The 22,912-nt window shown below is 63.1% G+C and carries 17 protein-coding genes; 8 read left to right on the top strand and 9 right to left on the bottom strand.

Features of this window, described 5'->3' with window-relative positions:
* Positions 1 to 28: 28 nt before the first annotated feature.
* The 4 genes from folE2 to NG898_RS02910 form a co-directional block, all read right to left on the bottom strand.
* Positions 29 to 835 (bottom strand): GTP cyclohydrolase FolE2, encoded by an 807-nt coding sequence (gene folE2 / locus NG898_RS02925; RefSeq protein WP_252691008.1) that lies wholly within the window; start codon positions 833 to 835, stop codon positions 29 to 31.
* Between the two features lie 250 nt (positions 836 to 1,085).
* The gene (dxs, locus tag NG898_RS02920; protein ID WP_252691007.1) at positions 1,086 to 2,996 is read right to left on the bottom strand and encodes a 1-deoxy-D-xylulose-5-phosphate synthase; all 1,911 of its coding nucleotides are present in this window, start codon (positions 2,994 to 2,996) and stop codon (positions 1,086 to 1,088) included.
* 56 nt (positions 2,997 to 3,052) lie between these two features.
* Positions 3,053 to 3,952 (bottom strand): polyprenyl synthetase family protein, encoded by a 900-nt coding sequence (locus NG898_RS02915; protein WP_252691006.1) that lies wholly within the window; start codon positions 3,950 to 3,952, stop codon positions 3,053 to 3,055.
* Positions 3,949 to 4,236 carry an exodeoxyribonuclease VII small subunit gene (locus NG898_RS02910; protein ID WP_252691005.1) on the bottom strand — a complete coding sequence of 96 codons (288 nt, stop codon included), beginning with the start codon at positions 4,234 to 4,236 and terminating at the stop codon, positions 3,949 to 3,951. The genes NG898_RS02915 and NG898_RS02910 overlap by 4 nt, the downstream gene beginning before the upstream one ends.
* A gap of 413 nt (positions 4,237 to 4,649) precedes the next feature.
* Between NG898_RS02910 and NG898_RS02905 the strand changes: the two genes are divergently transcribed.
* The 3 genes from NG898_RS02905 to NG898_RS02895 all read left to right on the top strand — a co-directional run bounded on the left by NG898_RS02905 (position 4,650) and on the right by NG898_RS02895 (position 7,750).
* Positions 4,650 to 5,747: an aromatic ring-hydroxylating oxygenase subunit alpha gene (locus tag NG898_RS02905; protein ID WP_252691004.1), complete on the top strand. Its 1,098-nt coding sequence runs from the start codon at positions 4,650 to 4,652 to the stop codon at positions 5,745 to 5,747.
* A 104-nt stretch (positions 5,748 to 5,851) separates the two neighbouring features.
* Positions 5,852 to 6,841 (top strand): DMT family transporter, encoded by a 990-nt coding sequence (locus NG898_RS02900; protein WP_092969254.1) that lies wholly within the window; start codon positions 5,852 to 5,854, stop codon positions 6,839 to 6,841.
* 21 nt (positions 6,842 to 6,862) lie between these two features.
* Complete coding sequence (locus tag NG898_RS02895; RefSeq protein ID WP_252691003.1) at positions 6,863 to 7,750, top strand: sulfurtransferase; 888 nt, start codon at positions 6,863 to 6,865, stop codon at positions 7,748 to 7,750.
* A gap of 70 nt (positions 7,751 to 7,820) precedes the next feature.
* Here the strand turns inward: NG898_RS02895 and NG898_RS02890 are convergent, their stop codons facing one another.
* The 4 genes from NG898_RS02890 to polA form a co-directional block, all read right to left on the bottom strand.
* Entirely contained in the window at positions 7,821 to 8,627 is an 807-nt protein-coding gene (locus NG898_RS02890; protein WP_092969248.1) for a ZIP family metal transporter, read from the bottom strand.
* Positions 8,628 to 8,776: 149 nt separating this feature from the next.
* Entirely contained in the window at positions 8,777 to 9,655 is an 879-nt protein-coding gene (locus NG898_RS02885; RefSeq protein WP_252691002.1) for a dienelactone hydrolase family protein, read from the bottom strand.
* 108 nt (positions 9,656 to 9,763) lie between these two features.
* Positions 9,764 to 11,098 carry an NAD(P)/FAD-dependent oxidoreductase gene (locus tag NG898_RS02880; RefSeq protein ID WP_252691001.1) on the bottom strand — a complete coding sequence of 445 codons (1,335 nt, stop codon included), beginning with the start codon at positions 11,096 to 11,098 and terminating at the stop codon, positions 9,764 to 9,766.
* A 207-nt stretch (positions 11,099 to 11,305) separates the two neighbouring features.
* Positions 11,306 to 14,119 (bottom strand): DNA polymerase I, encoded by a 2,814-nt coding sequence (polA, locus tag NG898_RS02875; RefSeq protein WP_252691000.1) that lies wholly within the window; start codon positions 14,117 to 14,119, stop codon positions 11,306 to 11,308.
* Positions 14,120 to 14,123: 4 nt separating this feature from the next.
* Between polA and NG898_RS02870 the strand changes: the two genes are divergently transcribed.
* From NG898_RS02870 to NG898_RS02855, 4 genes are all read left to right on the top strand, one after another.
* On the top strand, positions 14,124 to 15,077 hold the full coding sequence (locus NG898_RS02870) for an LOG family protein (RefSeq protein ID WP_252690999.1): 954 nt from the start codon (positions 14,124 to 14,126) through the stop codon (positions 15,075 to 15,077).
* Between the two features lie 94 nt (positions 15,078 to 15,171).
* The gene (locus NG898_RS02865) at positions 15,172 to 15,600 is read left to right on the top strand and encodes a hypothetical protein (protein ID WP_252690998.1); all 429 of its coding nucleotides are present in this window, start codon (positions 15,172 to 15,174) and stop codon (positions 15,598 to 15,600) included.
* Positions 15,601 to 15,685: 85 nt separating this feature from the next.
* The gene (locus NG898_RS02860) at positions 15,686 to 16,690 is read left to right on the top strand and encodes a homoserine kinase (protein WP_252690997.1); all 1,005 of its coding nucleotides are present in this window, start codon (positions 15,686 to 15,688) and stop codon (positions 16,688 to 16,690) included.
* Entirely contained in the window at positions 16,681 to 17,478 is a 798-nt protein-coding gene (locus NG898_RS02855) for a BPSS1780 family membrane protein (protein ID WP_252690996.1), read from the top strand. The genes NG898_RS02860 and NG898_RS02855 overlap by 10 nt, the downstream gene beginning before the upstream one ends.
* 24 nt (positions 17,479 to 17,502) lie before the next feature.
* Here NG898_RS02855 and NG898_RS02850 read toward each other — a convergent pair whose 3' ends face one another.
* The gene (locus NG898_RS02850) at positions 17,503 to 19,863 is read right to left on the bottom strand and encodes a UvrD-helicase domain-containing protein (RefSeq protein WP_252690995.1); all 2,361 of its coding nucleotides are present in this window, start codon (positions 19,861 to 19,863) and stop codon (positions 17,503 to 17,505) included.
* 152 nt (positions 19,864 to 20,015) lie between these two features.
* Between NG898_RS02850 and NG898_RS02845 the strand changes: the two genes are divergently transcribed.
* Positions 20,016 to 22,892, top strand: coding sequence for a valine--tRNA ligase (locus NG898_RS02845; RefSeq protein WP_252690994.1), 2,877 nt, complete (start codon positions 20,016 to 20,018; stop codon positions 22,890 to 22,892).
* The last annotated feature ends 20 nt before the right edge of the window (positions 22,893 to 22,912 follow it).

Here is a 22,912-nt window from a genome sequence, read left to right as displayed (position 1 = left end):
GCGGCTTTTTCTTTGGACGCAGCGTCGACTACTTATCGGTGCGCTTGTCGCGCTCGATCAGCGCATAGGCGCTGTGGTTGTGGATCGACTCGAAGTTTTCGGCTTCCAGCGTGTAGGCGACGATGCGGTCGTCCTGGTTCAGGCGCATGGCGATATCGCGCACCAGGTCTTCCACGAACTTCGGGTTTTCGTACGCACGCTCGGTCACGAACTTTTCGTCCGGGCGCTTGAGCAGGCCCCACAGTTCGCACGATGCTTCTTCTTCGGCCATGCGAATGAGCGATTCGACCGGCGTATCGGCCGCCAGCTCGGCGTCGATCGTGATGTGTGAGCGTTGATTGTGCGCGCCGTACTGCGAGATCTTCTTCGAGCACGGGCACAGGCTCGTCACGGGCACCAGCGCCTTGACGCGGACCTTGGTGTGGCCGTCGCGCACTTCGCCAATCATCGTCACTTCATAGTCCATCAGCGACTGCACGCCCGACACCGGAGCGGTCTTGCTGACGAAATACGGGAAGTGGACTTCGATGCGGCCGGCGTCGGCTTCGAGCTTCTCCAGCATCTTTTCCAGCAGCAACTGGAACTGCGCCAGATTCAGCGGCTCGCGCTCTTCTTCGAGCAGCGCCACGAAGCGCGACATGTGCGTGCCCTTCTGGTCGGCCGGAAGATGCACATCGAGGTTGTACGTGCCAACGGTGCTCTGCACGCCCGAGGGGGTCTGCAGCGACATCGGGTAACGCACGCCGCGCACGCCAACGCGCTGAATGGGAATCTGGCGGGTATCGTGGCTGGACTGCACGTCCGGCATCGCAAAAGCCGGGTTCATATCGTTCATGATCGGTTTCCTCTACGGTCGCCCGGCCATCGCAGTCGGCCGGTACGCAACGAGTGTGAAACCGCGGAACCTGGCTGACGGTGACCACCCCTCAAGTGATCGAATCGGCCCATCCCGCGACTGCGCACACAATTCAGAAATAAGACTGGCGGAGTGTAAAAGAAATTTCCTACCTCTGCAGTCAACTACTCATACCCGTGGATGCAATACGGGTGATTGATTCTGCCTATGGCCCGAAGCCACAGGTGACTCAGGCGACGCGCGGGGCTGCAGCGCGCGGCTGTACGGCAAAGCGCTCGCGGATGGAGGCGAGGATGCCGTTGGCATCGAGCCCGCATTGCGCCAGCAGCGCAGCGTGATCGCCATGATCGATAAAGCGGTCGGGCAGACCGAGCTGCAGCACCGGCGTTGCGACACCAGCGGCAGCCAGAGCTTCCAAACAAGCGCTGCCGGCACCGCCCATCACGCAGCCTTCCTCTACCGTGACCATGTAATCGTGCGTGCGAGCCATTTCCAGCACGCAGGCCACGTCGAGCGGCTTGACGAAGCGCATGTTGACGACGGTCGCGTCCAAGCGCTCAGCCGCTGCTGAAGCCGGGGCAACCATCGAACCAAATGCCAGAATCGCCACACGCTGGCCAGCCGGGGCCGTGGAAGCGCGGCGAACTTCGGCCTTGCCCAGCGGCAGCGGCTCCAGCGTCGGCTGCACCGCCACGCCCGTGCCGGCACCACGCGGATAGCGGACCGCTGTCGGGCAATCCTGTGCGAAGGCTGTGCTGAGGAGTTGGCGGCATTCGTTCTCATCGGCCGGCGTCATCACCATCATGTTGGGGATGCAGCGCAGGTAGGCAATGTCGTAGGCACCGGCGTGCGTGGCGCCGTCTGCGCCGACCAGACCGGCGCGGTCCAGCGCAAACACCACCGGCAGATTCTGCAGCGCCACATCGTGAATCAGTTGGTCGTAGCCGCGCTGCAGGAACGTCGAATAGATGGCCACAACAGGCTTCAGCCCCTCGCACGCCAAGCCGCCTGCGAAGGTGACGGCGTGCTGTTCGGCGATGCCGACGTCGTAATAGCGGTCCGGAAAGCGCTGTTCGAACTCCACCATGCCGGAGCCTTCGCGCATGGCCGGCGTAATGCCCACCAACCGCTTGTCGGCCGCCGCCATATCGCACAGCCATTGGCCGAACACCTGCGTGTACGTGACCTTTGCCGGGCGCCCGGATGGTTTGATGCCCTCTTGCGGATTGAACTTGCCCGGGCCGTGATAGAGGATCGGATCAGCCTCGGCCAGCTTGTAGCCCTGGCCCTTCTTGGTGACGACGTGGAGGAACTGCGGGCCGCCGCCTTCGCGTGCACGCTGGCGGATGTTTTGCAGCGTCGGCACGAGCGATTCGAGATCATGTCCGTCGATCGGGCCGATGTAGTTGAAGCCAAACTCCTCGAACATCGTGGCCGGCACGAACATGCCTTTGGTGTGTTCTTCGAAGCGCTTGGCAAACTCGAGCACCGGCGGCGCCACCGACAGCAGCTTTTCCACACCTTTCTTGGTGGCTGCGTAGAACTGCCCGCTCATCAGCCGCGCAAGGTAGCGGTTCAGCGCCCCCACCGGCGGCGAGATGGACATGTCGTTGTCGTTCAGCACGACCACCAGCGGCAGGTCTTTATAGACGCCCGCGTTGTTCATCGCCTCGAAGGCCATGCCGGCGCTCATCGCGCCGTCGCCGATCACGGCAATGGCGACACGGTCTTCATGGTTGGTCTTGGCGCCCAGGGCCATGCCCAGCGCGGCCGAAATCGACGTGGACGAGTGCGCGGTGCCGAAGGTGTCATACGGGCTCTCGCTACGACGCGGAAAGCCGGAGATGCCGTCCAATTGGCGCAGCGAGCCCATCTGGTCGCGGCGGCCCGTCAGGATCTTGTGCGGATAGCTCTGGTGGCCGACGTCCCACACGATGCGATCTTCCGGCGTGTTGAAGACGTAATGCAGCGCGATTGTCAGTTCAACCGTACCCAGGTTCGACGACAGATGGCCGCCCGTTTGAGAGACGGAATCGAGCACGAAGGCGCGCAGCTCGTTGGCCAGCGGCCCGAGTTGGCGGCGGTCCAGTCGGCGCAGGTCGGCCGGATCGTCGATGGTGTTCAGAAGTTCGTACGTCATGTGGGACCGCCGCTCAGGCGTTTTGGCAAAGACTTCTACCGTCTATGCAATGTTGTTCAGTGGCCACGCCGCACGATCAGGTCGGCCATGTCGACCAATCGATCGGTACGGGCTTTGCCCAGTTCGCGGGCAAGTTGCGCGACCGCCGCACCCGCTGCGGCATGCAGTTCATCCGCCAGTGCCCTGGCCTTGTCCAGCCCGAGGATCGACACGTAAGTCGGCTTGTCGTTGGCCTCATCCTTGCCGGCAGTTTTGCCCAGCGTTGCAGTATCGGCCGTCACGTCGAGGATGTCGTCGACCACTTGGAACGCGAGTCCGACAGCACCCGCATAAATATCGACATGCTCCAAGGCAGCGGCATTCACGCCAGCACAGAGCGCGCCCATGCGCAGACTGGCCCGCAGTAACGCACCGGTCTTCATGCGATGCATTGCCTCCAATTCGTCCTGAGACAGCGCAATACCGACGCTTTCCAGATCGATCGCCTGGCCGCCCGCCATGCCGAGCGAACCGGAAGCGCGCGCCAATTCAGCCACCAACACTGCACGCGTCGCCGGATTCACCGCGCCCAACTCAGCCAGCACGATGAACGCCTGCGTCTGCAAGGCGTCACCTACGAGCAGGGCCGTCGCTTCATCATAGGCGCGATGCACGGTGGGGCGGCCTCGGCGCAAGTCGTCGTCGTCCATGCAAGGCATGTCGTCATGGACGAGTGAATAGGCGTGGATCATCTCCACCGCGCAGCTCACGCCGTCGAGCGCCTCACCCGAGGCGTCACCCAGCGCACCGGCGGCGTGCGCCAGCAATGGGCGCACACGCTTGCCCGCACCCAGCGTGGCATAGCGCATCGCGGCATGCAGACGTTGTGGCGAGACGGTATCGGCAGGCAGCCCGCGCTCGAGCGCGCTTTCCGTCCGCGTGACGACGGACGCCATCCACTGGGCGAAATCACTCATGCGTCGCCCTGCTCGTTCGCGTTGCCGTCGTCGCCCAACGGCTTCAGGGCATCGCCATCAAGCACGCGCACCTGCTGCTCGACGCGCTCCAGCACCTGTTGGCAATACTTGACCAACTCGGCTCCGCGTCGATACGCCGCAAGCGAGGCCTCCAGCGGCAATTCACCGGATTCCATGCTAGCGACGAGGGTTTCGAGTTCCGCCATGGCCGCTTCATAGGAAGCCGGCGTAGCAGAGGGAGTGGCAGACGCGCTGCTGGAGGCGTCGTTTGAGGCACGGGGCATGCCGGTTGCGGTCAGAAAAGGACAATCTGGCATTTTACGGCAATTCCGCATGCGCTCTGCGCACATCCCGCAAGCTGTGGGGTAGCGGTGCGCGGCCGCCGGGCCGGGCATCATCCGCTCGGAGGCCCCATGGAAGGCGGCGGAAAGGGTTCGAAAATCAGGGACTTATCAATTCCCCTGGGGTACAATCCCCCCCTTTCCTCCAAAGGCCGGGCCGGCTTACGCCGCTCCGCACGATGGTTTGGGTCTGTTGGCCCATTGAACGTATGGTCGTTGGCCCAAGCGGGGGCCAGCAAGCGCTCGTTTCCTACCTCAACAGACCCTAGGCCACCTGCCGATGGCGTCCTTTCCCAAATCGATCTTGTCGATGGTTGGGTTGTTCACTGCTTTCACCGTTATTGGGAGTGGGGATAATGTCCAATCTCAGCGCTGCACTGAATCTAGTGCCGTCTGAAACCCAGTTGCCCGTCTCTGCTTATTTCGACGAGGCGCTGTATCAAGCTGAAATCGAACGTCTGTTCAAACATGGCCCCGGTTACGTCGGCCATGAGCTGATGGTCCCGGAAGTGGGCGACTATCACACGCTTGCTGCCGAGGCCGAAGGCCGCGTGCTGGTGCGCAATCCAAACGGCGTCGAACTGCTCTCCAATGTGTGCCGACACCGGCAGGCAATCATGCTCAATGGGCGCGGCAATGCCCAGAACATCGTCTGCCCGCTGCATCGCTGGACATACGACCTGCAGGGCGACCTGCTGGGCGCTCCGCACTTCGAGAAGCAACCGTGCGTGCATCTGTCGCGCTCGCCGCTGCAGAACTGGAACGGCCTGCTGTTCGAGGGCAAGCGCGATGTGCGCGAAGACCTTGCCCGCCTGGGCGTGGCGCGCGATCTCGACTTCTCGGGCTATATGCTCGATCACGTCGAGGTGCACGACTGCAACTACAACTGGAAGACGTTCATCGAGGTGTACCTCGAGGACTACCACGTCGTGCCTTTCCACCCCGGCCTCGGCCAGTTCGTCTCGTGTGACGACCTGGAATGGGAATTTGGCGAGTGGCACAGCGTGCAGACCGTCGGCATCCACGCCAATTTGCGCAAGCCTGGTACACCCGCTTACCAGAAGTGGCATGACGCCGTACTGCGCTTCAACAACGGCGAGATGCCGAAGTACGGCGCGGTGTGGCTCACGTACTACCCGAACGTGATGGTCGAGTGGTATCCGAACGTGCTTGTGGTGTCGACGCTGCATCCGCTGGGCCCGACCAAGACGCGCAACGTGGTCGAGTTCTACTACCCAGAAGAGATCGTGCTGTTTGAGCGCGAATTCGTTGAAGCCGAGCGCGCCGCCTACATGGAAACGTGCATCGAGGACGACGAAATTGCCGAACGCATGGATGCCGGGCGCCTCGCCTTGCTCAAGCGCGGCACGAGCGAAGTCGGCCCGTACCAGTCGCCCATGGAAGACGGCATGCAGCACTTCCACGAGTGGTATCGACGCGTGATGGACTACTAAGCGACGGCTGAAGGTAGGCATCCGCCGCCTTCCGCGTCACAATAGGAACGGTGCAGCCCTCACAGGCCGCACCGTTTTTTTTTCGCCCTCGCCCCTCCCTCGCCATGCCTGCCGACACTGCAACTGCTGCTCAGACTGCCGCCCAGACGGCCGACAGCTCTTCCCGCCAATCGCTGTGGATGATCCTCGCTGCCTTTGCCTTCTCGGCGATGGGCGTGTGCGTAAAACTGGCCTCGGCGCATTACAGCACCGGCGAGATCGTGTTCTACCGCAGCGTGATCGGCATGACGCTGATGGGCGCCATCTTGGCCAAGACCGGCGCGGGCATCCGCACGCCCTACCTCATGGCGCACATCAAGCGCAGCGTGTTCGGCGTGACGTCTCTCCTGCTGTGGTTCACGTCGATCAGCCTGCTGCCGCTGGCGACCGCCATGACGCTGAACTACATGTCACCGGTGTGGATTGCGCTGATCATCGGCGCGGGCGCGGCAATGGCCGGCAAGGCAGCGGGTGCCGACAAGAAGATGGTGGCGGCGATCCTGATGTCGTTTGTCGGCGTGCTGTGCCTGCTGCAGCCCAGCGTGGGTAGCGGGCCATCTCAGCTGGCCGGAGGCATGGTCGGACTGGTCTCCGGCGTGTTCACCGCCCTCGCCTATGTGGAGGTCCGCCAACTGGGCGACCTGGGCGAGAACGAGGCACGCATCGTGTTCTATTTTTCTTTGGTGAGCGCAATTGCCGGCGGCGTCTGGATGCTGATCGGCGGCGCGCAGCCGCATACGTGGCACAGCGCTGGCCTGTTGCTGGCGGTCGGGCTTCTGGCCACGCTGGGCCAGACCGCCATGACGCGCGCCTACAAGCGGGGTAACACGCTACTGACTGCTAACCTGCAATACACCGGCATTGTCTTTGCGAGCGGGTGGGGTATGTTGCTGTGGAATGACCACCTGAACGCGCTGTCGTGGGCGGGCATGGCGCTCATTATCGGCAGCGGCATCGTGACTACCGTCATGCGCGCCCGTCAGTCGGGCACCGAGCATCCGACGCCGCAGACAGCCGTGTCCGGCCCGGAAGCCGAGATTCACCCAGAAGTTTGATCGACCCTGGAGATTTCCGCCATGAGCGAACACGCTCACTACGCCACCCTCATCACCGCACCGCAACTGGCCGCATTGCAGCAGAGCGCGCCCGATGCGGTGGTCGTCATTGACTGCAGTTTTGACCTCGCCAACCCTGCCGCTGGGCGCGATGCATACCACGCCAGCCATGTGCCCGGCGCGTTCTACATGCATCTCGACAACGAGCTATCCGGCCCGAAAACCGGCACGAACGGCCGCCACCCGCTGCCCGATGCAGAGGCCTTGATCGCGCGCCTGCAGGCACTGGGCGTCAACGATGACACGCAAGTCGTCGCATATGACCGGCAGGGCAGCATGTATGCCGCGCGCCTGTGGTGGCTGCTGCGCTGGGTCGGCCATACCGATGCGGCCGTGCTCGATGGGGGCCTGCAGGCGTGGGAAGCCGCGCACTTCCCCGTCGAACAGGTCGTGCCCGAAGAACCGCAGCTCAACGCCACGCCCGGCAACATCACGCGCAAGCCTTCGCTTGTGCAGATGGTGACTGCGGATATCGTGCAGAAATACCTGGGCCACGCCGACAAACCCGTCGTCGATGCCCGCGCCCCCGACCGCTACCGGGGCGAGAATGAAACGCTCGATCCCGTCGGCGGCCACATCCCGGGCGCGCGCAACCGGTTCTTCCGCGACAACCTGCAGGCTGACGGCACGTTCAAGCCTGCGGAACAGTTGCGCGCCGAGTTTGATGGCGTGCTGGCCGGAGCCCGACCGCAAGACGCGACGCTGCAATGTGGCTCTGGCGTGACCGCCTGCCACAACGCATTGGCCATGGAGATCGCTGGCCTGACGGGCGCAGCGCTCTACGCCGGCTCATGGAGCGAGTGGTGCAGCGACCCATCGCGCCCCGTGGCGACTGGACCGAATCCGTAATCCGCGAATCTGACGCTCAGCAAAAAGCCCGGCATCGACCGGGCTTTTTTCTTGAAGCGGATGCGGCGCCTCAGTGGGCGTGACCGTGCAAACCTTCGGTCAGCAAAAAGATCATCGCGATGCCCGCTGCAATCAACGCGACCTGCACCGCCGATTCCTGCCAGCGTGGCCGGCGCTTCATCTGCGGCATCAGATCGCACACCGCGATGTAAATGAAGCTGCTCGACGCCACCACCAGCACGTATGGAATCCACGACGTCAGGCGGTCCAGCAAGTAATAGCCAAGCACCGCGCCCACCAGCGCGCAAACACTGCAGAGCAGGTTGTAGACAAAGGCTCGGGTCTTGGAGAACCCGGCGTTGAGCAGCACCATGAAATCGCCGATCTCTTGCGGAATCTCGTGTGCAGCAATCGCCAGCGCGGTGACGATGCCAACCTTCGTGTCCGCCAGGAACGCCGCGGCAATGACGATGCCGTCCGAGAAGTTATGCAGGCCGTCACCCACCAGGATCATCAGGCCGCTGCGGCCCGCTTCCTGTCGGTCATGGCCATGGTGATGTCCGTGACCATCGCCCTCGTGGTGGTGTGAATGGCGGATCAGCGAGATCTTTTCCAGCAGGAAGAAACCCAGCAACCCGGCCAGCAACGTGGCGAACAGCGCATGCGTATTGGGCTCGATGCCTCGATGCGCTTCGAACGCCTCCGGCAATGAATGCAGCAGTGACGTGGCCAGCAGCACGCCCACAGAGAAACTGACCATCCGATCGACCATGCGCGACAGCACCGTCAATGACAGCACGGCGGCGCCCGCCATGCTGCCGATGCCGGACAGCGCGGTGGCGAGAAGGATGCCTAACAAGGTGGTATCGAAGGTCATGCGGAGGTGACGCAGCGGAAGCCGATAAACGCAACAGAGTTGCAAGAAGGGCGAATTGTATGCCGCTTTATCAACCTTTGCCAGTACAGGCAAAAAGAAAAGGCCCGAGGTCGTTACTGGGGGCCTTTTGTGTTCGACGCGTTGAGCCGCTACACCACGCCGTGGTCTTTGAACCAGGCGAGGCACTTCTTCCAGCCATCTTCCGCGTCAGCCTTCACATAGCTTGGGCGGTAATCGGCATGAAACGCGTGGCCGGAATTCGGGTACACGATGATGCGCGATGCGTGCGCCTTGGGGTTCTTGGATTTTTCCAACGCAGTTTTCATCGTGTCGCGCACGTCCTCCGTAATCACGGTGTCCTTCGCGCCGTAGAGGCCCAGCACGGGCGCCTTCAGTTCTTCAACCTTGTCGATTGGCGAAACCGGTTGCAAGGGATTCGGATTGCCTTTCAGCGGCCCGTACCACACGACTGCAGCCTTGATGCTGGGATTGCGCTCCGCGGCAAACCAGACCTGACGCCCACCCCAGCAGAAACCGGTGATGCCGATACGCGCCGCATCTCCGCCGTTCTCCTTGGCCCAGGCGATCGTGGCGTCGATATCGCCCGCCACCTGGGAATCCGGCACCTTGGAGACCACGTTGGCGACGGTTTCCTGAACCGTGCCGTAAGCACGCGGATCGCCCTGGCGCACAAACAACTCAGGCGCGATCGCCAGATACCCGAGCTTGGCAAAGCGTCGGCAGATATCGGCAATGTATTCGTGTACGCCAAAGATCTCGCTGACGACGATCACCACCGGCAGCTTCGTCTTGCCCTCCGGCTGGGCGCGATAGGCCGGCATCTTGAAATCGCCCACGGGCACCGTCACCTCGCCAGCCGTCAGCCCGTTGAAATCGGTATGGATGGTCTGCGCCGACACCGGTAGCACCGCCGCCGCAAAGGCCGAGCCCAGTGCCGTCTTCATGAAGCCGCGACGGTCAAAGCTGCGGCCGGGCACCAGGCTCTCCACTTCTGCATCAAGCTGCATCGCACTCTCCTCGCGCCCACGGGCGGTTACGGTGAACGAAGCGGCTAGTCTACCGAAGCGGATGCATTGCTGCCGAGCCAGGCGTCCGGCGCAAGTACGAGGAACCGTCTAGTGCAGCTTGACCCGCGGATTCGTCTTGCTGCGCAGCCAGTGCATGACCGTATCCACCGACATGCGCACCCAACCGTGCAGCGCTAGCACGTGCATGCGATACAGCGACGTGTACATCAGCCGTGCCATCAGGCCTTCGATGAACATCGATCCGCCGATCAGCCCGCCCATCAGGCTGCCGACCGCGCTGAAATGGCCAAGCGACACCAGCGACCCGAGATCCTTGAACGCAAACGGCTGGACCGGCTTGCCATCCATGCGCTTGCGCAACGCGTCAAACAGATAAGTGGCCTGCTGATGCGCGGCCTGCGCACGCGGCGGCACGCTGGTCGACGCCTCGGGCCACGGGCAGCTTGCGCAATCGCCAAAGGCGTAGACCGAATCGTCGCCTTCCACCTGCAGCGTGCGCGAGACGACAATTTGCCCCAGCTTGTTCACCGGCAGCCCCAACTCGCCCAGCACCGACGGTGCACGGATGCCTGCAGCCCACACGGTCAGATCTGCCGGAATGGACTTGCCGCTGGCCGTGTTGACAGCGCTGGCGGTGACTTCTGTCACACGTTCGCTGGTGATGACGTCGACGTCGAGCTTGTGCAGCAGCTCGGTGGTCGCAGCCGAAATGCGCTCCTTGAGCACCGGCAAAATGCGCGGGCCGCCCTCGATCAAATGGATGCGGATGTCGTGGCGCGGGTCCAGCTTGTGCAGCCCATAAGCGGCCAACACGTGGGCGGTATTGCGCAACTCTGCTGAGAGCTCCACGCCCGTGGCACCCGCACCAACGATGGCGATATCCACCTGCGGACGCGCATCGCCCATACCGTTCTGTGCGCGCATGCACGCTGCGATGAGCTTGCGGCGGAAGCGCTCGGCCTGCCATGCGGTGTCGAGGGCGATGGCGTGCTCGGCCGTGCCCGGCACACCGAAGAAATGCGTCACGCTTCCAATTGACAGCACCAGCGTGTCGTACGCAATGGCGCGCTCGGGCAGCACCTCGGTGCCGTCGGCGTCAACGCATCCGGAAACAATGATGGATTTGGCGACGCGATCGAGGCCCTTCAGCTCGCCCTGCTGGAATTCGAAGCCATGCCAGCGCGCCTGCGCCGCATATTCGAGTTGATGCGTGTTGGGATCCATGCTGCCGGCGGCAACTTCATGCAGCAGCGGTTTCCAGATGTGTGTGGGGTTACGGTCGACCAGAATGACCTGCGCTGCGCCGCGCTTGCCGAGCTTGTCGCCCAGCCGCGTTGCAAGTTCCAACCCGCCGGCGCCCCCGCCGACCACCACAATGCGCGGCCCGTTCGCCGCGCCTGCGCCATCCGTCTGCCCTGCCATGTGCCTCTCCTGGAGCCGTTGAATCTTTTCGATCACGTGATCTGTCAGGTGCAGTCTGCTGCAACGCAAAATTCACCGCAACCCCGCACGCATGGATATGGCGAATCATGACAGGCGCATGCCAAGGCCATCCGCAGGCTGCCTCGGCAGGCAAACTGGCGCCACGCGTTGTTTTGCGGTGTGGCGCGCACGCGGCAAGCGATTGCGTCAGTGCGCCTCTTCCCAGTTGGTACCCACGCCAACTTCGGCCACCAGAGGCACGCGCAACGTTGCCACGCTACACATCAACTCCGGCAGGCGCTCGCGCACCACGGCCAGTTCGTCCTGCGGAACTTCCAGCACCAGTTCATCGTGCACCTGCATGACCAGGCGCGAGCGCATCGCTTCGGCTTCGAGCCAGCCTTGCACAGCCAGCATCGACAGCTTGATCAGGTCAGCCGCCGTGCCTTGCATCGGCGCGTTAATGGCGGCGCGCTCGGCAGCCTGACGGCGCGGGCCGTTGCCGCCATTGATGTCGGGCAGCCACAGGCGACGACCGAAGACGGTCTCCACATAGCCTTGCTCGCGCGCACTCTGGCGGGTTTCTTCCATGTAGCTCGCGGCGCCGGGATAGCGGGCGAAGTAGCGATCGATATAAAGCTTGGCAGCGTCACGCCCGATGCCCAGATTGCTGGCCAGCCCGAACGCGCTCATGCCGTAAATCAGACCAAAGTTGATGACCTTCGCCACGCGGCGCTGGTCGGGTGACACCTCCAGCGGCGTCACGTTGAACACCTCGGCGGCCGTAGCGCGGTGCACGTCCTGACCCTCACGGAACGCACGCATCAGGCCTTCGTCCTGCGACAGATGCGCCATGATGCGCAATTCGATCTGCGAGTAGTCGGCCGACACGATCACGCTGCCCTCCGGCGCGATGAACGCTTCGCGGATGCGCCGCCCTTCTTCCGTGCGCACTGGAATGTTCTGCAGGTTCGGATCGGTCGAGGCTAGACGCCCCGTCACTGCCGTCGCCTGACCGTAAGTGGTGTGGACCCGGCCAGTGCGCGGATTGACCATCTTCGGCAGCTTGTCGGTGTAGGTGGACTTAAGCTTGGCCAGGCCCCGGTAATCGAGCAGCAGCTTCGGCAGGGGGTAGTCTTCGGCCAGCTTCTGCAGCACTTCTTCGTCGGTCGACGGCGCGCCGCTCGCGGTCTTCTTGATGACCGGCAGCTTCATCTGATTGAAGAAGATGTCGCCGATCTGCTTGGGTGAGCCAAGATTGAACGGCTGCCCGGCAAGCTTGTGCGCCTCGGCTTCCAGATCGATCAGGCGCAGGCCCAGCTCGTTGCTCTGCTTGGCCAGGCGGTCTCCATCGATCAGCACGCCGTTGCGTTCCATCTTCTGCAGCACGATGGACGTCGGCATTTCGATCTGCTCGTAGACGTAGCGCAGCTTGTCGTCTTCGGCCACCTTGGGGAACAGCGTGCGATGCAAACGCAGCGTAATATCGGCGTCCTCCGCCGCGTATTCGGTCGCGCGATCGAGCGACACCTCGTCAAAGCCGATTTGCGATGCACCCTTGCCGCACACGGCTTCGTAGGTGATCGTCTTCAAGTGCAGCACGCGCTCAGCCAGGGCGTCCATGCCGTGATTGCGGTGGGATTCGAGCACGTACGATTCGAGCATCGTGTCGTGCTCGATGCCGCGCAGCGCGATGCCGTGGTTGGCAAACACATGCGCGTCGTACTTCAGATGCTGGCCGACCTTCTTGCGCGATTCATCTTCAAGCCACAACTTCATGCGCGCGAGCACGGTGTCCCTTGAGAGCTGCGCCGCTGCATCAAACCCGGCCACATCGGGGCCGCGATGCGCCACCGGAATGTAGCAAGCCTCGCCCGGCTTGACCGACAGCGAAATGCCAACCAATTGCGCAAGCATCGGGTCGATGGATGTCGTCTCGGTATCGATGCAGACGAGGTCCACTTCATCCAGGCGCTGCATCCATGATTCGAGCTGCGCTTCGGTCGTCACCGTCTCATACTTGATCTCGTCGGGCGGCGCTTCCACATCGAACAGGTTGGCTTGGGCTTGCAGTTGCGCAGCCTCGCCGGCGTAATTCTTCACTGGCGTCGCGGCCTTGCGCGCGGCGCCCACGCTGCGCGTGTCGGGCAGCGCTTCCCCGGAAGCCTCGCGCAGCCACGTCTTGAAACCGTAACGCGAGAAGAAATCGACGAGCTTGGATTTATCTTCGCCGCCGTCGATCAGCGCATCGAATGCCGGCACTTCTTTGCTGAGGTCGCAGTCGAGCTTCACGGTCAGCAGCTCGCGGCCCTTGGGTAGCCACTCAAGCGTGTTGCGCAGGTTGTCGCCCACCACGCCCTTGATCTCGCCTGCACGCGCGATGACGTTGTCGAGCGAGCCGAACTCCGTGAGCCATTTCACCGCGGTCTTCGGGCCGACCTTGGGCACACCTGGCACGTTGTCCACGGTGTCGCCAATCAGCGAGAGATAGTCGACGATGCGCTCGGGCGGCACGCCAAACTTGGCTTGCACGCCGGCCGGGTCGAGCGTTTCGTTGGTCATGGTGTTGACCAGCGTGACGTGGTCATTCACCAGTTGGGCGAGGTCCTTATCACCCGTTGAGACGATGGTCCGGACGCCTTCGCGAGCAGCCCGTTCAGCCAGGGTACCGATCACATCGTCGGCCTCGACACCCTCGATCACCAGAATGGGCCAGCCCAATGCCCGCACGGCTTCGTGGATCGGTTCGATCTGCGCGCGCAGATCATCGGGCATGGGTGCGCGGTGCTCCTTATAGGCCGGATAGAGGTCGTCGCGAAAGGTCTTGCCTTTGGCGTCGAAAATGCAAGCGCTATACTTGGCCGGGTAGTCGTTGCGCAGTTTGCGCAGCATGTTCACGATGCCGTAGATGGCCCCCGTAGGAAACCCTTCTCCGTTTCGCAAGTCGGGCAGTGCGTGATAGGCACGGTACAGATAACTCGAGCCATCGACGAGCAACAGCGTTTCTTGACTTTCCGACATTCCCATGGACTCTAAAGTGACTGGAACGCCAAAAGGCGTTTCCGATAATGGCGCTTCTGCTGAAGACGGCGTGGCAAAGCAGGCTGCAGGTGCTTCCGCGACGGAGATTTCGGCGGCTGAACTGACCGGAGTGAGCCCCTCGCGCCAGGCCACCACGGCCGACATGGACGTCAACGTGACGGTGGGCGTTGAACACGAGCCCAAAGCTGACGCGGCACACGGCCGTACCGAGCGCAAGATGATCCCCAGCTTGCGGGCACTCGCCGACGAAGAACGCGCCACCGCAAAGAAAGCGCGCGCCTCCTGGCAGATGTTCACGATTATGGCAGAGTTCATCGAGGCGACGGAGTACCTTTCAGAGATCCGTCCGGCCGTCTCGATCTACGGCAGCGCGCGCCTGCGCGAGGATTCGCCGTACTACGAACGCACCATCGAAATCGCCCGGTTGTTCTCGGATGCGGGCTTCGCCGTCATCTCCGGCGGGGGCCCCGGCATCATGGAAGCGGCCAACAAGGGGGCGCACGCCGGCAAGTCGGCCAGCGTCGGCCTGAACATCGAACTGCCGCACGAACAGCAAGGCAATCGATACCAGGACATCTCGATGCGCTTCCGCCATTTCTTCACGCGCAAGGTCACCTTCGTGAAGAATTCGGATGCGTTCATCGTCATGCCCGGCGGTTTTGGCACGCTCGATGAACTGGCTGAAGTGCTCACGCTCGTCCAGACGGGCAAGTCGCGCAGTGTGCCGGTGGTCATGTTCGGCAGCCATTTCTGGAAGGGCCTGCTGGATTGGTTCCGCTTTACGCTGCTGCCGATGGGCCTGATTGCCGAGCACGACCTGGACATCATGCGCATCGTCGACGAACCCAAGGACGCGCTCGATGCCGTCTACGAGTTCTACGAAAAGCGCGAAGGCACCTCGCCGATTCCGCCCAAGGAAGAAATGTTCTATCTGTAATCTTGGGTGTGGCATTTGGCGCCACGCGAACGGACGATGGCGGGAGGCTGGACTGCTAGAATGTAGGGTCTAAGATCACCCGCCGGAGTCCATGATGGATTCGCTGCTTCACCCGTCCGCCCCCGTCCACTCCGGCTTTGCCAATGCCGCGCGCCTGATGCGCCACGCTGGGCTGCTGGCAGGCGCCGTTTTCTGCCTCGCCCTGCCCGCGCACGCCGAGGTGACCTCCGACAGCGCCGGCTTGGACCTGCCGGACGTCAAGGCGATCAACAATCAGCCGATTTCCAAGCCGACCCGCGGCGCGATCCACAACGAGCGCGTCAAGCCGAGCTTCGACTACCGCGACAACGACGGTACGCAGGTCGAGGAATACCGGTTCCAGAAGGGCCAGGCGCCGGATATCCATGTCAAGTCCGGCATGGGCACGTCCTACAACCTGAGCAAGCCGGAAGACAGCTCGCCTCGTATCCGCGAGCGTGGCGATATCGACCGGGTGCCGTCGGTCAACGTCCTGAAGTTCTAAGCCTGTGCCGCAACCGCGGCGCCTGCAGGCCGGCTCCTCGGTGGACCGGCCAGCTTTCCCTCCACCCGTTTCCCGTTCCTGAAGCATGGCTGTTTTCACCCCGGTCTCCGACGCAGAGATCGCTCTCTGGCTGGATCAATACGATGTGGGCGCCGTGCGCGCATTTCGCGGCATCCCCTCCGGGATCGAAAACTCCAACTTCTTCCTGACCACGGAAAAGGATGGGCAGACGCACGAATACGTCGTCACCCTGTTCGAGCGGCTGACGTTCGAGCAACTGCCGTTCTACCTGTATCTGATGCAGCATCTGGCGCAACACGACATCAGCGTGCCGGCGCCAATTCCGGGACGCGACGGCGAGATTCTGCGCACGCTCAACGGCAAGCCGGCGACCATCGTGACGCGTCTGGCGGGTCGCTCAAACCTGGCGCCCACGGTGTCGGAATGTGGCATCGTCGGCGACATGCTCGCGCACATGCATCTGGCGGGGCGTGACTATCCACGCCATCAACCGAACCTGCGCAGCCTGCCATGGTGGAACGAAGTCGTGCCCGACGTCGTGCCCTTCGTGCACGGCGACACACGCACGCTGCTGGAAAACGAACTCGCGCATCAGCAACGCTTCTTCGCCAGCGCCGACTACGCCGCACTGCCCGAAGGCCCGTGCCATTGCGACCTCTTCCGCGACAACGTGCTGTTCGAGCCAGCGGCCGATGGCCTGCCGGAACGCCTGGGCGGCTTCTTCGATTTTTACTTTGCCGGTGTCGACAAGTGGCTCTTCGACGTGGCCGTCACCGTGAACGACTGGTGCATCGACCTGGCCACGGGCGCGCTGGATGCCGAGCGGGCACAGGCCATGCTCCACGCCTATCACGCCGTGCGTCCGTTCACAGACGCCGAATCGCGACACTGGCAAGACATGCTGCGTGCCGCAGCCTATCGTTTCTGGGTCTCGCGCCTGTGGGATTTCTATCTGCCGCGCGACGCCGAACTGCTCAAGCCGCATGACCCCACCCACTTCGAGCGCGTGCTCCGTGAACGGGTTGGCGCGGGCGCCCTGACTCTGGATCTTCCCCAACCATGCAACTGATTGAAGTACCGGCCAAGCAAGGCTACGTCTGGCTGCGCCAGGGTGCGTGGCTGTTTCGCAAGAACCCGATTGGTTTCTTGCTGCTGCTGTTCATCTATCTGTTCGCGGTCAACCTGCTGATGCTGCTGGTGCCGCCGATTGGCGTGTTCGCCATCCTGCTGGTGAATCCGGCCATCTTCGTGGGCTTCATGTCGGCCTGCCGCGATACGGTAGCGGGCAAGCGCGTCGGCCCGGCATCGCTCATCGCGGGTTTTCGCGCCTACGGCAAGGACGCAATGCGCGGCCTGCTCAAGCTCGGCGGCATCTATGGCGCGCTGGTACTGGTGGTCAGCGGCGTGCTGATGACGATGGTGGACGTTGATACGCTCATGACCGTGGTCAGCGACAAGCCGCTCACGACCGAGGCCATCCGCGAGTTCTACCTTGCCATGGTGATGGGCTCAGTGCTGTACATCCCGGTGGCAGTGCTGTTCTGGTTTGCGCCGTTGCTGGTGGCATGGCACGGTGTCCCGGTGGGCAAGGCGCTGTTCTTCAGTTGGATGGTCGTGTGGCGCAACCGGGCGGCCTTCATCGTGTATGGCGTGCTGGTTGCAATCCTGCTGATCGCCGTGCCGCTGTTCATCGATGCGCTGTTCGCATCGAGCGGCGCCAACAACATCGCCCCGATCATCGCCACGCCGTACCGGATTCTGGTGATGGCGGTGCTGTACTGCTCGTTCTACGCCACGTACCGCGGCTGCTTCAACGTGACGCAAGCCGCCGGCCAGACGACTGACACGGCGGCCTGATCGGCCCGATGGCCCGATCGACGCTCAGTTGATTGGGTCGAGCTTGGCGATACCCAACGCCAGCGTTTTCACCCCGTGGCGGTTGAACTTGATCTGGGCGCGCGCCTCGGCGCCCTCGCCTTCCAGCGTCGTGATGACGCCTTCCCCGAACTTGTTGTGGAACACCGACTGGCCCACGCGGAAGCCCGTGGCCTCTGCACGCTTGGCATCGGCGTAATTCTTGCCGGTGTCCATGCCGCCGGTCGGGCGGCCAGTGTAGGCGTCATCATCACCACGCTCGGGACGCTTGAACCAGTCCTTGCCCCAGGCGGAATCGCCTTGCACACGGCGCGTCGCCTGGTAGCCCGAGTGCTGGGGCGTCAGCCACTTCAGCGTTTCTTCGGGCAGTTCATCAAAGAAGCGTGAGCGGATGTGGTAGCGGATCTGGCCGTGGAGCACGCGGCTTTGCGCAAACGATAGATACAGCCGTTCGCGCGCACGGGTGATCGCCACATACATCAGGCGGCGCTCTTCCTCCAGGCCGTCTTTCTCCATCTGGCTGTTTTCGTGCGGGAACAGGCCCTCTTCCAGCCCGGTGATGAAGACGACGTGGAATTCCAGCCCCTTGGCCGCATGCACGGTCATCATCTGCACGGCATCCTGGCCGGCCTGGGCCTGGTTGTCGCCTGCTTCCAGCGAGGCGTGCGTAAGAAACGCGACCAGCGGCGTCATCTCCGCGGGTGTCTCGTCGGTCACGAGTTCAGAGGCGGTATCGATCTCGCCGCCTTCGATGCGCAGCATGGCGTCGTGGCGCACCGGCAGCGCGGTTGCAATCGCGTCGACACCGTAGCCTTCTTCGGCAACGAAGGCTTGGGCAGCGGTTACCAGTTCCTGCAAGTTCTCGATGCGGTCCTGGCCTTCCTTCTCGCCCTGGTAATGCGTGATCAGGCCGCTGGCGTGAATAACGTGCTGGACGATTTCGGGCAGCGTCATCTGGCGCGTGTCCGCACGCATCTGTTCGATCAGGCGCACAAACGCCGACAACTTGGTGCCCGCCGCGCCCGTGAGATACGGCACCGCCGCCGCGAGCGAAATTCCGTACAGCCGCGCCGCATCCTGCAGTTGCTCCAGTGAACGCGCCCCCACGCCACGCGCCGGGAAATTCACCACGCGGCCAAACGCAGCATCGTTATCCGAGTTCTCCAGCAGCTGGATGTACGCCAGCGCGTGCTTGATTTCCGCGCGCTCGAAGAAGCGCAGGCCACCGTACACCTTGTAGGCGATACCGGCCGAAAACAGCGCGTGCTCGATCACCCGCGACTGCGCGTTGCTGCGATACAGGATGGCGATTTCCGAGCGTGACATGCCGGTGGCAATGCGGTCGCGGATCTCATCGACGATCCAACCGGCCTCCTGCCCGTCCGTCGCGGCTTGGTAGACACGCACCGGCTCGCCATGGCCGGCATCGGTACGCAGGTTCTTGCCCAACCGACGCGTGTTGTGCGAAATCAGGTGATTGGCGGTATCGAGGATGTGGCCGTGCGAACGATAGTTCTGCTCCAGCTTGATCCGGTGCTCAACGCGGAATTCGCGCTCGAAGTCGACCATATTGCCAACGTTGGCACCACGAAACGCGTAGATGCTCTGATCATCGTCGCCCACGGCAAAGATGGCGTTGGGCGTGACACCGGGCTCGCCCAGGCCGGCCAGAATCTTCAGCCAGGCGTACTGCAGCTTGTTCGTATCCTGGAACTCGTCGACCAGAATGTGCTTGAAGCGCCGTTGGTAGTGCGCGCGGATGGCGTCGTTGTATCGCAGCAGTTCGTAGCAGCGCAGCAGCAGCTCAGCAAAATCGACCACGCCTTCGCGCTGGCATTGCGCGTCGTAAGCGGCGTAGAGGTCGGCCATGCGGCGGTCGTACTCGTTGGCGATTTCCAGATCGCCCGCGCGCAGGCCCTGCTCCTTGGCCCCGTTGATGAAGTACTGGACGTTCTTGGGCGGGAATTTCTCGTCGTCGATATTGAGCGACTTGAGCAGGCGCTTGACGGCGGAGAGCTGGTCTTGCGTATCCAGAATCTGGAACGTCTGCGGCAGGCCGGCATCCCGGAAATGCGCGCGCAGTAACCGGTTGCACAAACCGTGGAACGTGCCGATCCACATGGCGCGCGTGTTGATCGGCAGCATGGCCTGCAGGCGGGCCGTCATTTCCTTGGCCGCCTTGTTCGTAAACGTGACGGCCAGCACACCCGACGGCGATACCCGAGCGCTCTGGATCAGCCACGCGATGCGGGTGGTCAACACGCGCGTCTTGCCGCTGCCTGCCCCCGCCAGGATCAGCGCCGATTCATCGGGAAGCGTGATGGCAGCGCGTTGTTCGGGGTTCAGATTGGCGAGCAGGTCGGACATGCGGGAGGAGCCTCGGCAGAATCCCGAAATTATACCGGCCGCATTCGCCGCTTCGCCCGTGCCGGACATCGACACGCCGTATAATTCCAAGCTTTCGCCCGCCATTTTCCTGGGCCAAACGCCTTTTTACGCCGATTGCGCGCCCTGTCAGCATGACCGATCAAAACCAGTCCCTCGCCAAGAGTTTCGAACCCGCCACCATCGAGCAGAAGTGGAGCGCGGCGTGGGAAGCGATGGGCGTCTCCCGCGCGACGCTCGAAGCCGGCAAGCCCGACTTCTGTATCCAGCTCCCGCCGCCTAACGTGACGGGCACGCTGCACATGGGCCACGCGTTCAACCAGACCATCATGGACGGCCTGACGCGCCACGCCCGCATGGCCGGCGCCAATACGCTGTGGGTGCCCGGCACCGACCACGCCGGCATCGCCACGCAGATCGTCGTCGAGCGCCAGCTGGATGCCCAAGGCGTGTCGCGCCATGACATGGGCCGCGAGAAATTCGTCGAGAAGGTGTGGGAATGGAAGGAGCAATCGGGCTCGACCATCACGCGCCAGGTGCGCCGCATGGGCGCCTCGATCGACTGGGAGCGCGAATACTTCACGATGGACCCGAAGATGTCGCGCGCAGTCAGCGACGTGTTCGTGCGACTGTATGAGCAGGGCCTGATCTACCGCGGCAAGCGCCTCGTCAACTGGGATCCGGTGCTCGGCACTGCCGTATCCGACCTGGAAGTGGTTAGCGAAGAGGAAGAAGGCTCGCTGTGGCACATCCGCTATCCGCTGGCCGAACCGGACGCCGTTGGCGGCCTGACCCACCTGACGGTTGCCACCACGCGTCCTGAGACGATGCTCGGCGACACGGCCGTGATGGTGCACCCCGAGGATGAGCGCTACGCCCACCTCATCGGCAAGTTCGTTCACCTGCCGCTGACCGATCGCAAGATCCCGGTGATTGCAGACGAATACGTCGACCGCGAATTCGGCACCGGCGTCGTCAAGGTCACCCCGGGCCACGACTTCAACGACTACGCCGTGGGCCAGCGCCACAAGCTGCCCCAGCTGTCGATCCTGACGCTCGACGCGAAGATCGTTGCCGATGCGCCGGCCGCCTATGCCGGCATGGACCGCTTCGACGCGCGCAAGAAGATGGTCGAAGACCTCGAAGCGCAGGGCCTGCTGGCTGAAGTCAAGAAACACACGCTGATGGTGCCGCGCGGTGACCGTACCGGCGTCGTCATCGAGCCGATGCTGACGGATCAGTGGTTCGTCGCCATGAGCAAACCGGCGCCGGAAGGCACGCGCTTCCCGGGCCGCTCCATTGCTGAAGTCGCGCTGGACGCCGTGCAGAGCGGCAAGATCAAGCTCGTGCCCGAGCAGTGGGTCAACACGTACAACCAGTGGCTGAACAACATCCAGGACTGGTGCATCTCGCGCCAACTGTGGTGGGGCCACCAGATTCCGGCGTGGTACGACGAAGCGGGCAACGTTTACGTCGGCCGCACGGAAGAGGAAGCCAAAGCCCAAGCGGCGGCCAAGGGCTACACCGGCACACTCACGCGTGACGACGACGTGCTCGACACGTGGTTCTCGTCGGCGCTGGTGCCGTTCTCATCGCTGGGCTGGCCGGCCGATACGCCAGAACTCAAGCATTTCCTGCCGTCGACCGTGCTGGTCACGGGCTACGACATCATCTTCTTCTGGGTGGCGCGCATGGTCATGATGACCCTGCACTTCACCGGCGAAGTGCCCTTCCACACTGTCTACGTGCACGGCCTCGTGCGTGATTCGGAAGGCAAGAAGATGAGCAAGTCCGAGGGCAACACGCTTGACCCGGTGGACCTGATCGACGGCATCGCGCTGGAGCCGCTGCTGGCCAAGCGCACGACCGGCCTGCGCCGCCCGAAAGACGCACCCAAGGTCGAAAAGCGCACGCGCAAGGAATTCCCCGAAGGCATTCCCGCGTTCGGCGCCGATGCGCTGCGCTTCACGTTCGCCTCGCTCGCCACGCTGGGCCGCAGCATCAACTTTGACCCGGGCCGTTGCGAGGGCTATCGCAACTTCTGCAACAAACTTTGGAACGCCACGCGCTTCGTGCTGATGAACACCGAAGGCCAGGACTGCGGCATGCAGGAATGCGTCGGCGATTGCGGCCCCGAAGGCTACCTGCACTTCTCGCAGGCTGACCGCTGGATCGTCTCGCTGCTGCAGCGCGTGGAAACCGAAGTGGAGAAAGGCTTTGCCGACTACCGCTTCGACAACATCGCCAACGCCATCTACAAGTTCGTCTGGGACGAGTACTGCGACTGGTATCTGGAACTGGCCAAGGTGCAGATCCAGACCGGCACGCCGGCTCAGCAGCGCGCCACGCGCCGCACGCTGCTGCGTGTGCTGGAAACCGTGCTGCGCCTGGCCCATCCGATCATTCCGTTCATTACCGAAGAGCTCTGGCAGAAGGTTGCACCGATGGCCGGCCGTGCCAAGGGCGACGGCACCGAAAGCCTCGCGCTGCAGGAGTACCCGCGCGCCGCGCTTTCCAAGATCGACGAGCAAGCCGAGCAATGGGTTCAGCAGTTGAAGGCACTGGTGGACGCCTGCCGCAATCTTCGCGGCGAGATGAACATCTCCCCCGCGCAACGCGTGCCGCTGTACGCCAACGGCGAAGCCGAGTTCCTGCAGGTGGCGGCGCCGTACGTGCAAGCGCTGGGCAAGCTGTCTGAGGTGAAGGTCTACACGGATGCCGCTGCCATGGAGCAGGATGGCGCTGGCGCACCGGTCGCGATCATCGGCGAGAACAAGCTGCTGCTGAAAATCGAGATCGACGTGGCTGCCGAGCATGCGCGCCTGTCGAAGGAAATCGACCGCCTGCGCGGCGAGATCACCAAGTGCGAAGCCAAGCTCAGCAACGAATCGTTCGTCGCCCGCGCGCCGGCTGCCGTGGTGGAACAGGAACAAAAGCGTGTGACCGATTTCAAAGCCACGCTGGCCAAACTGGAAGCCCAAATTGCACGGCTGCCGGTACAGGCTGCCTGAGCGCCCAGAACAATCGATAT

Origin of the sequence: Ralstonia mojiangensis, assembly GCF_023955645.1 — a bacterium.
GTDB lineage: Bacteria > Pseudomonadota > Gammaproteobacteria > Burkholderiales > Burkholderiaceae > Ralstonia > Ralstonia mojiangensis.
Note: the sequence above shows the minus strand (reverse complement) of the source record. Positions and strands in the feature narration are given on the sequence as shown.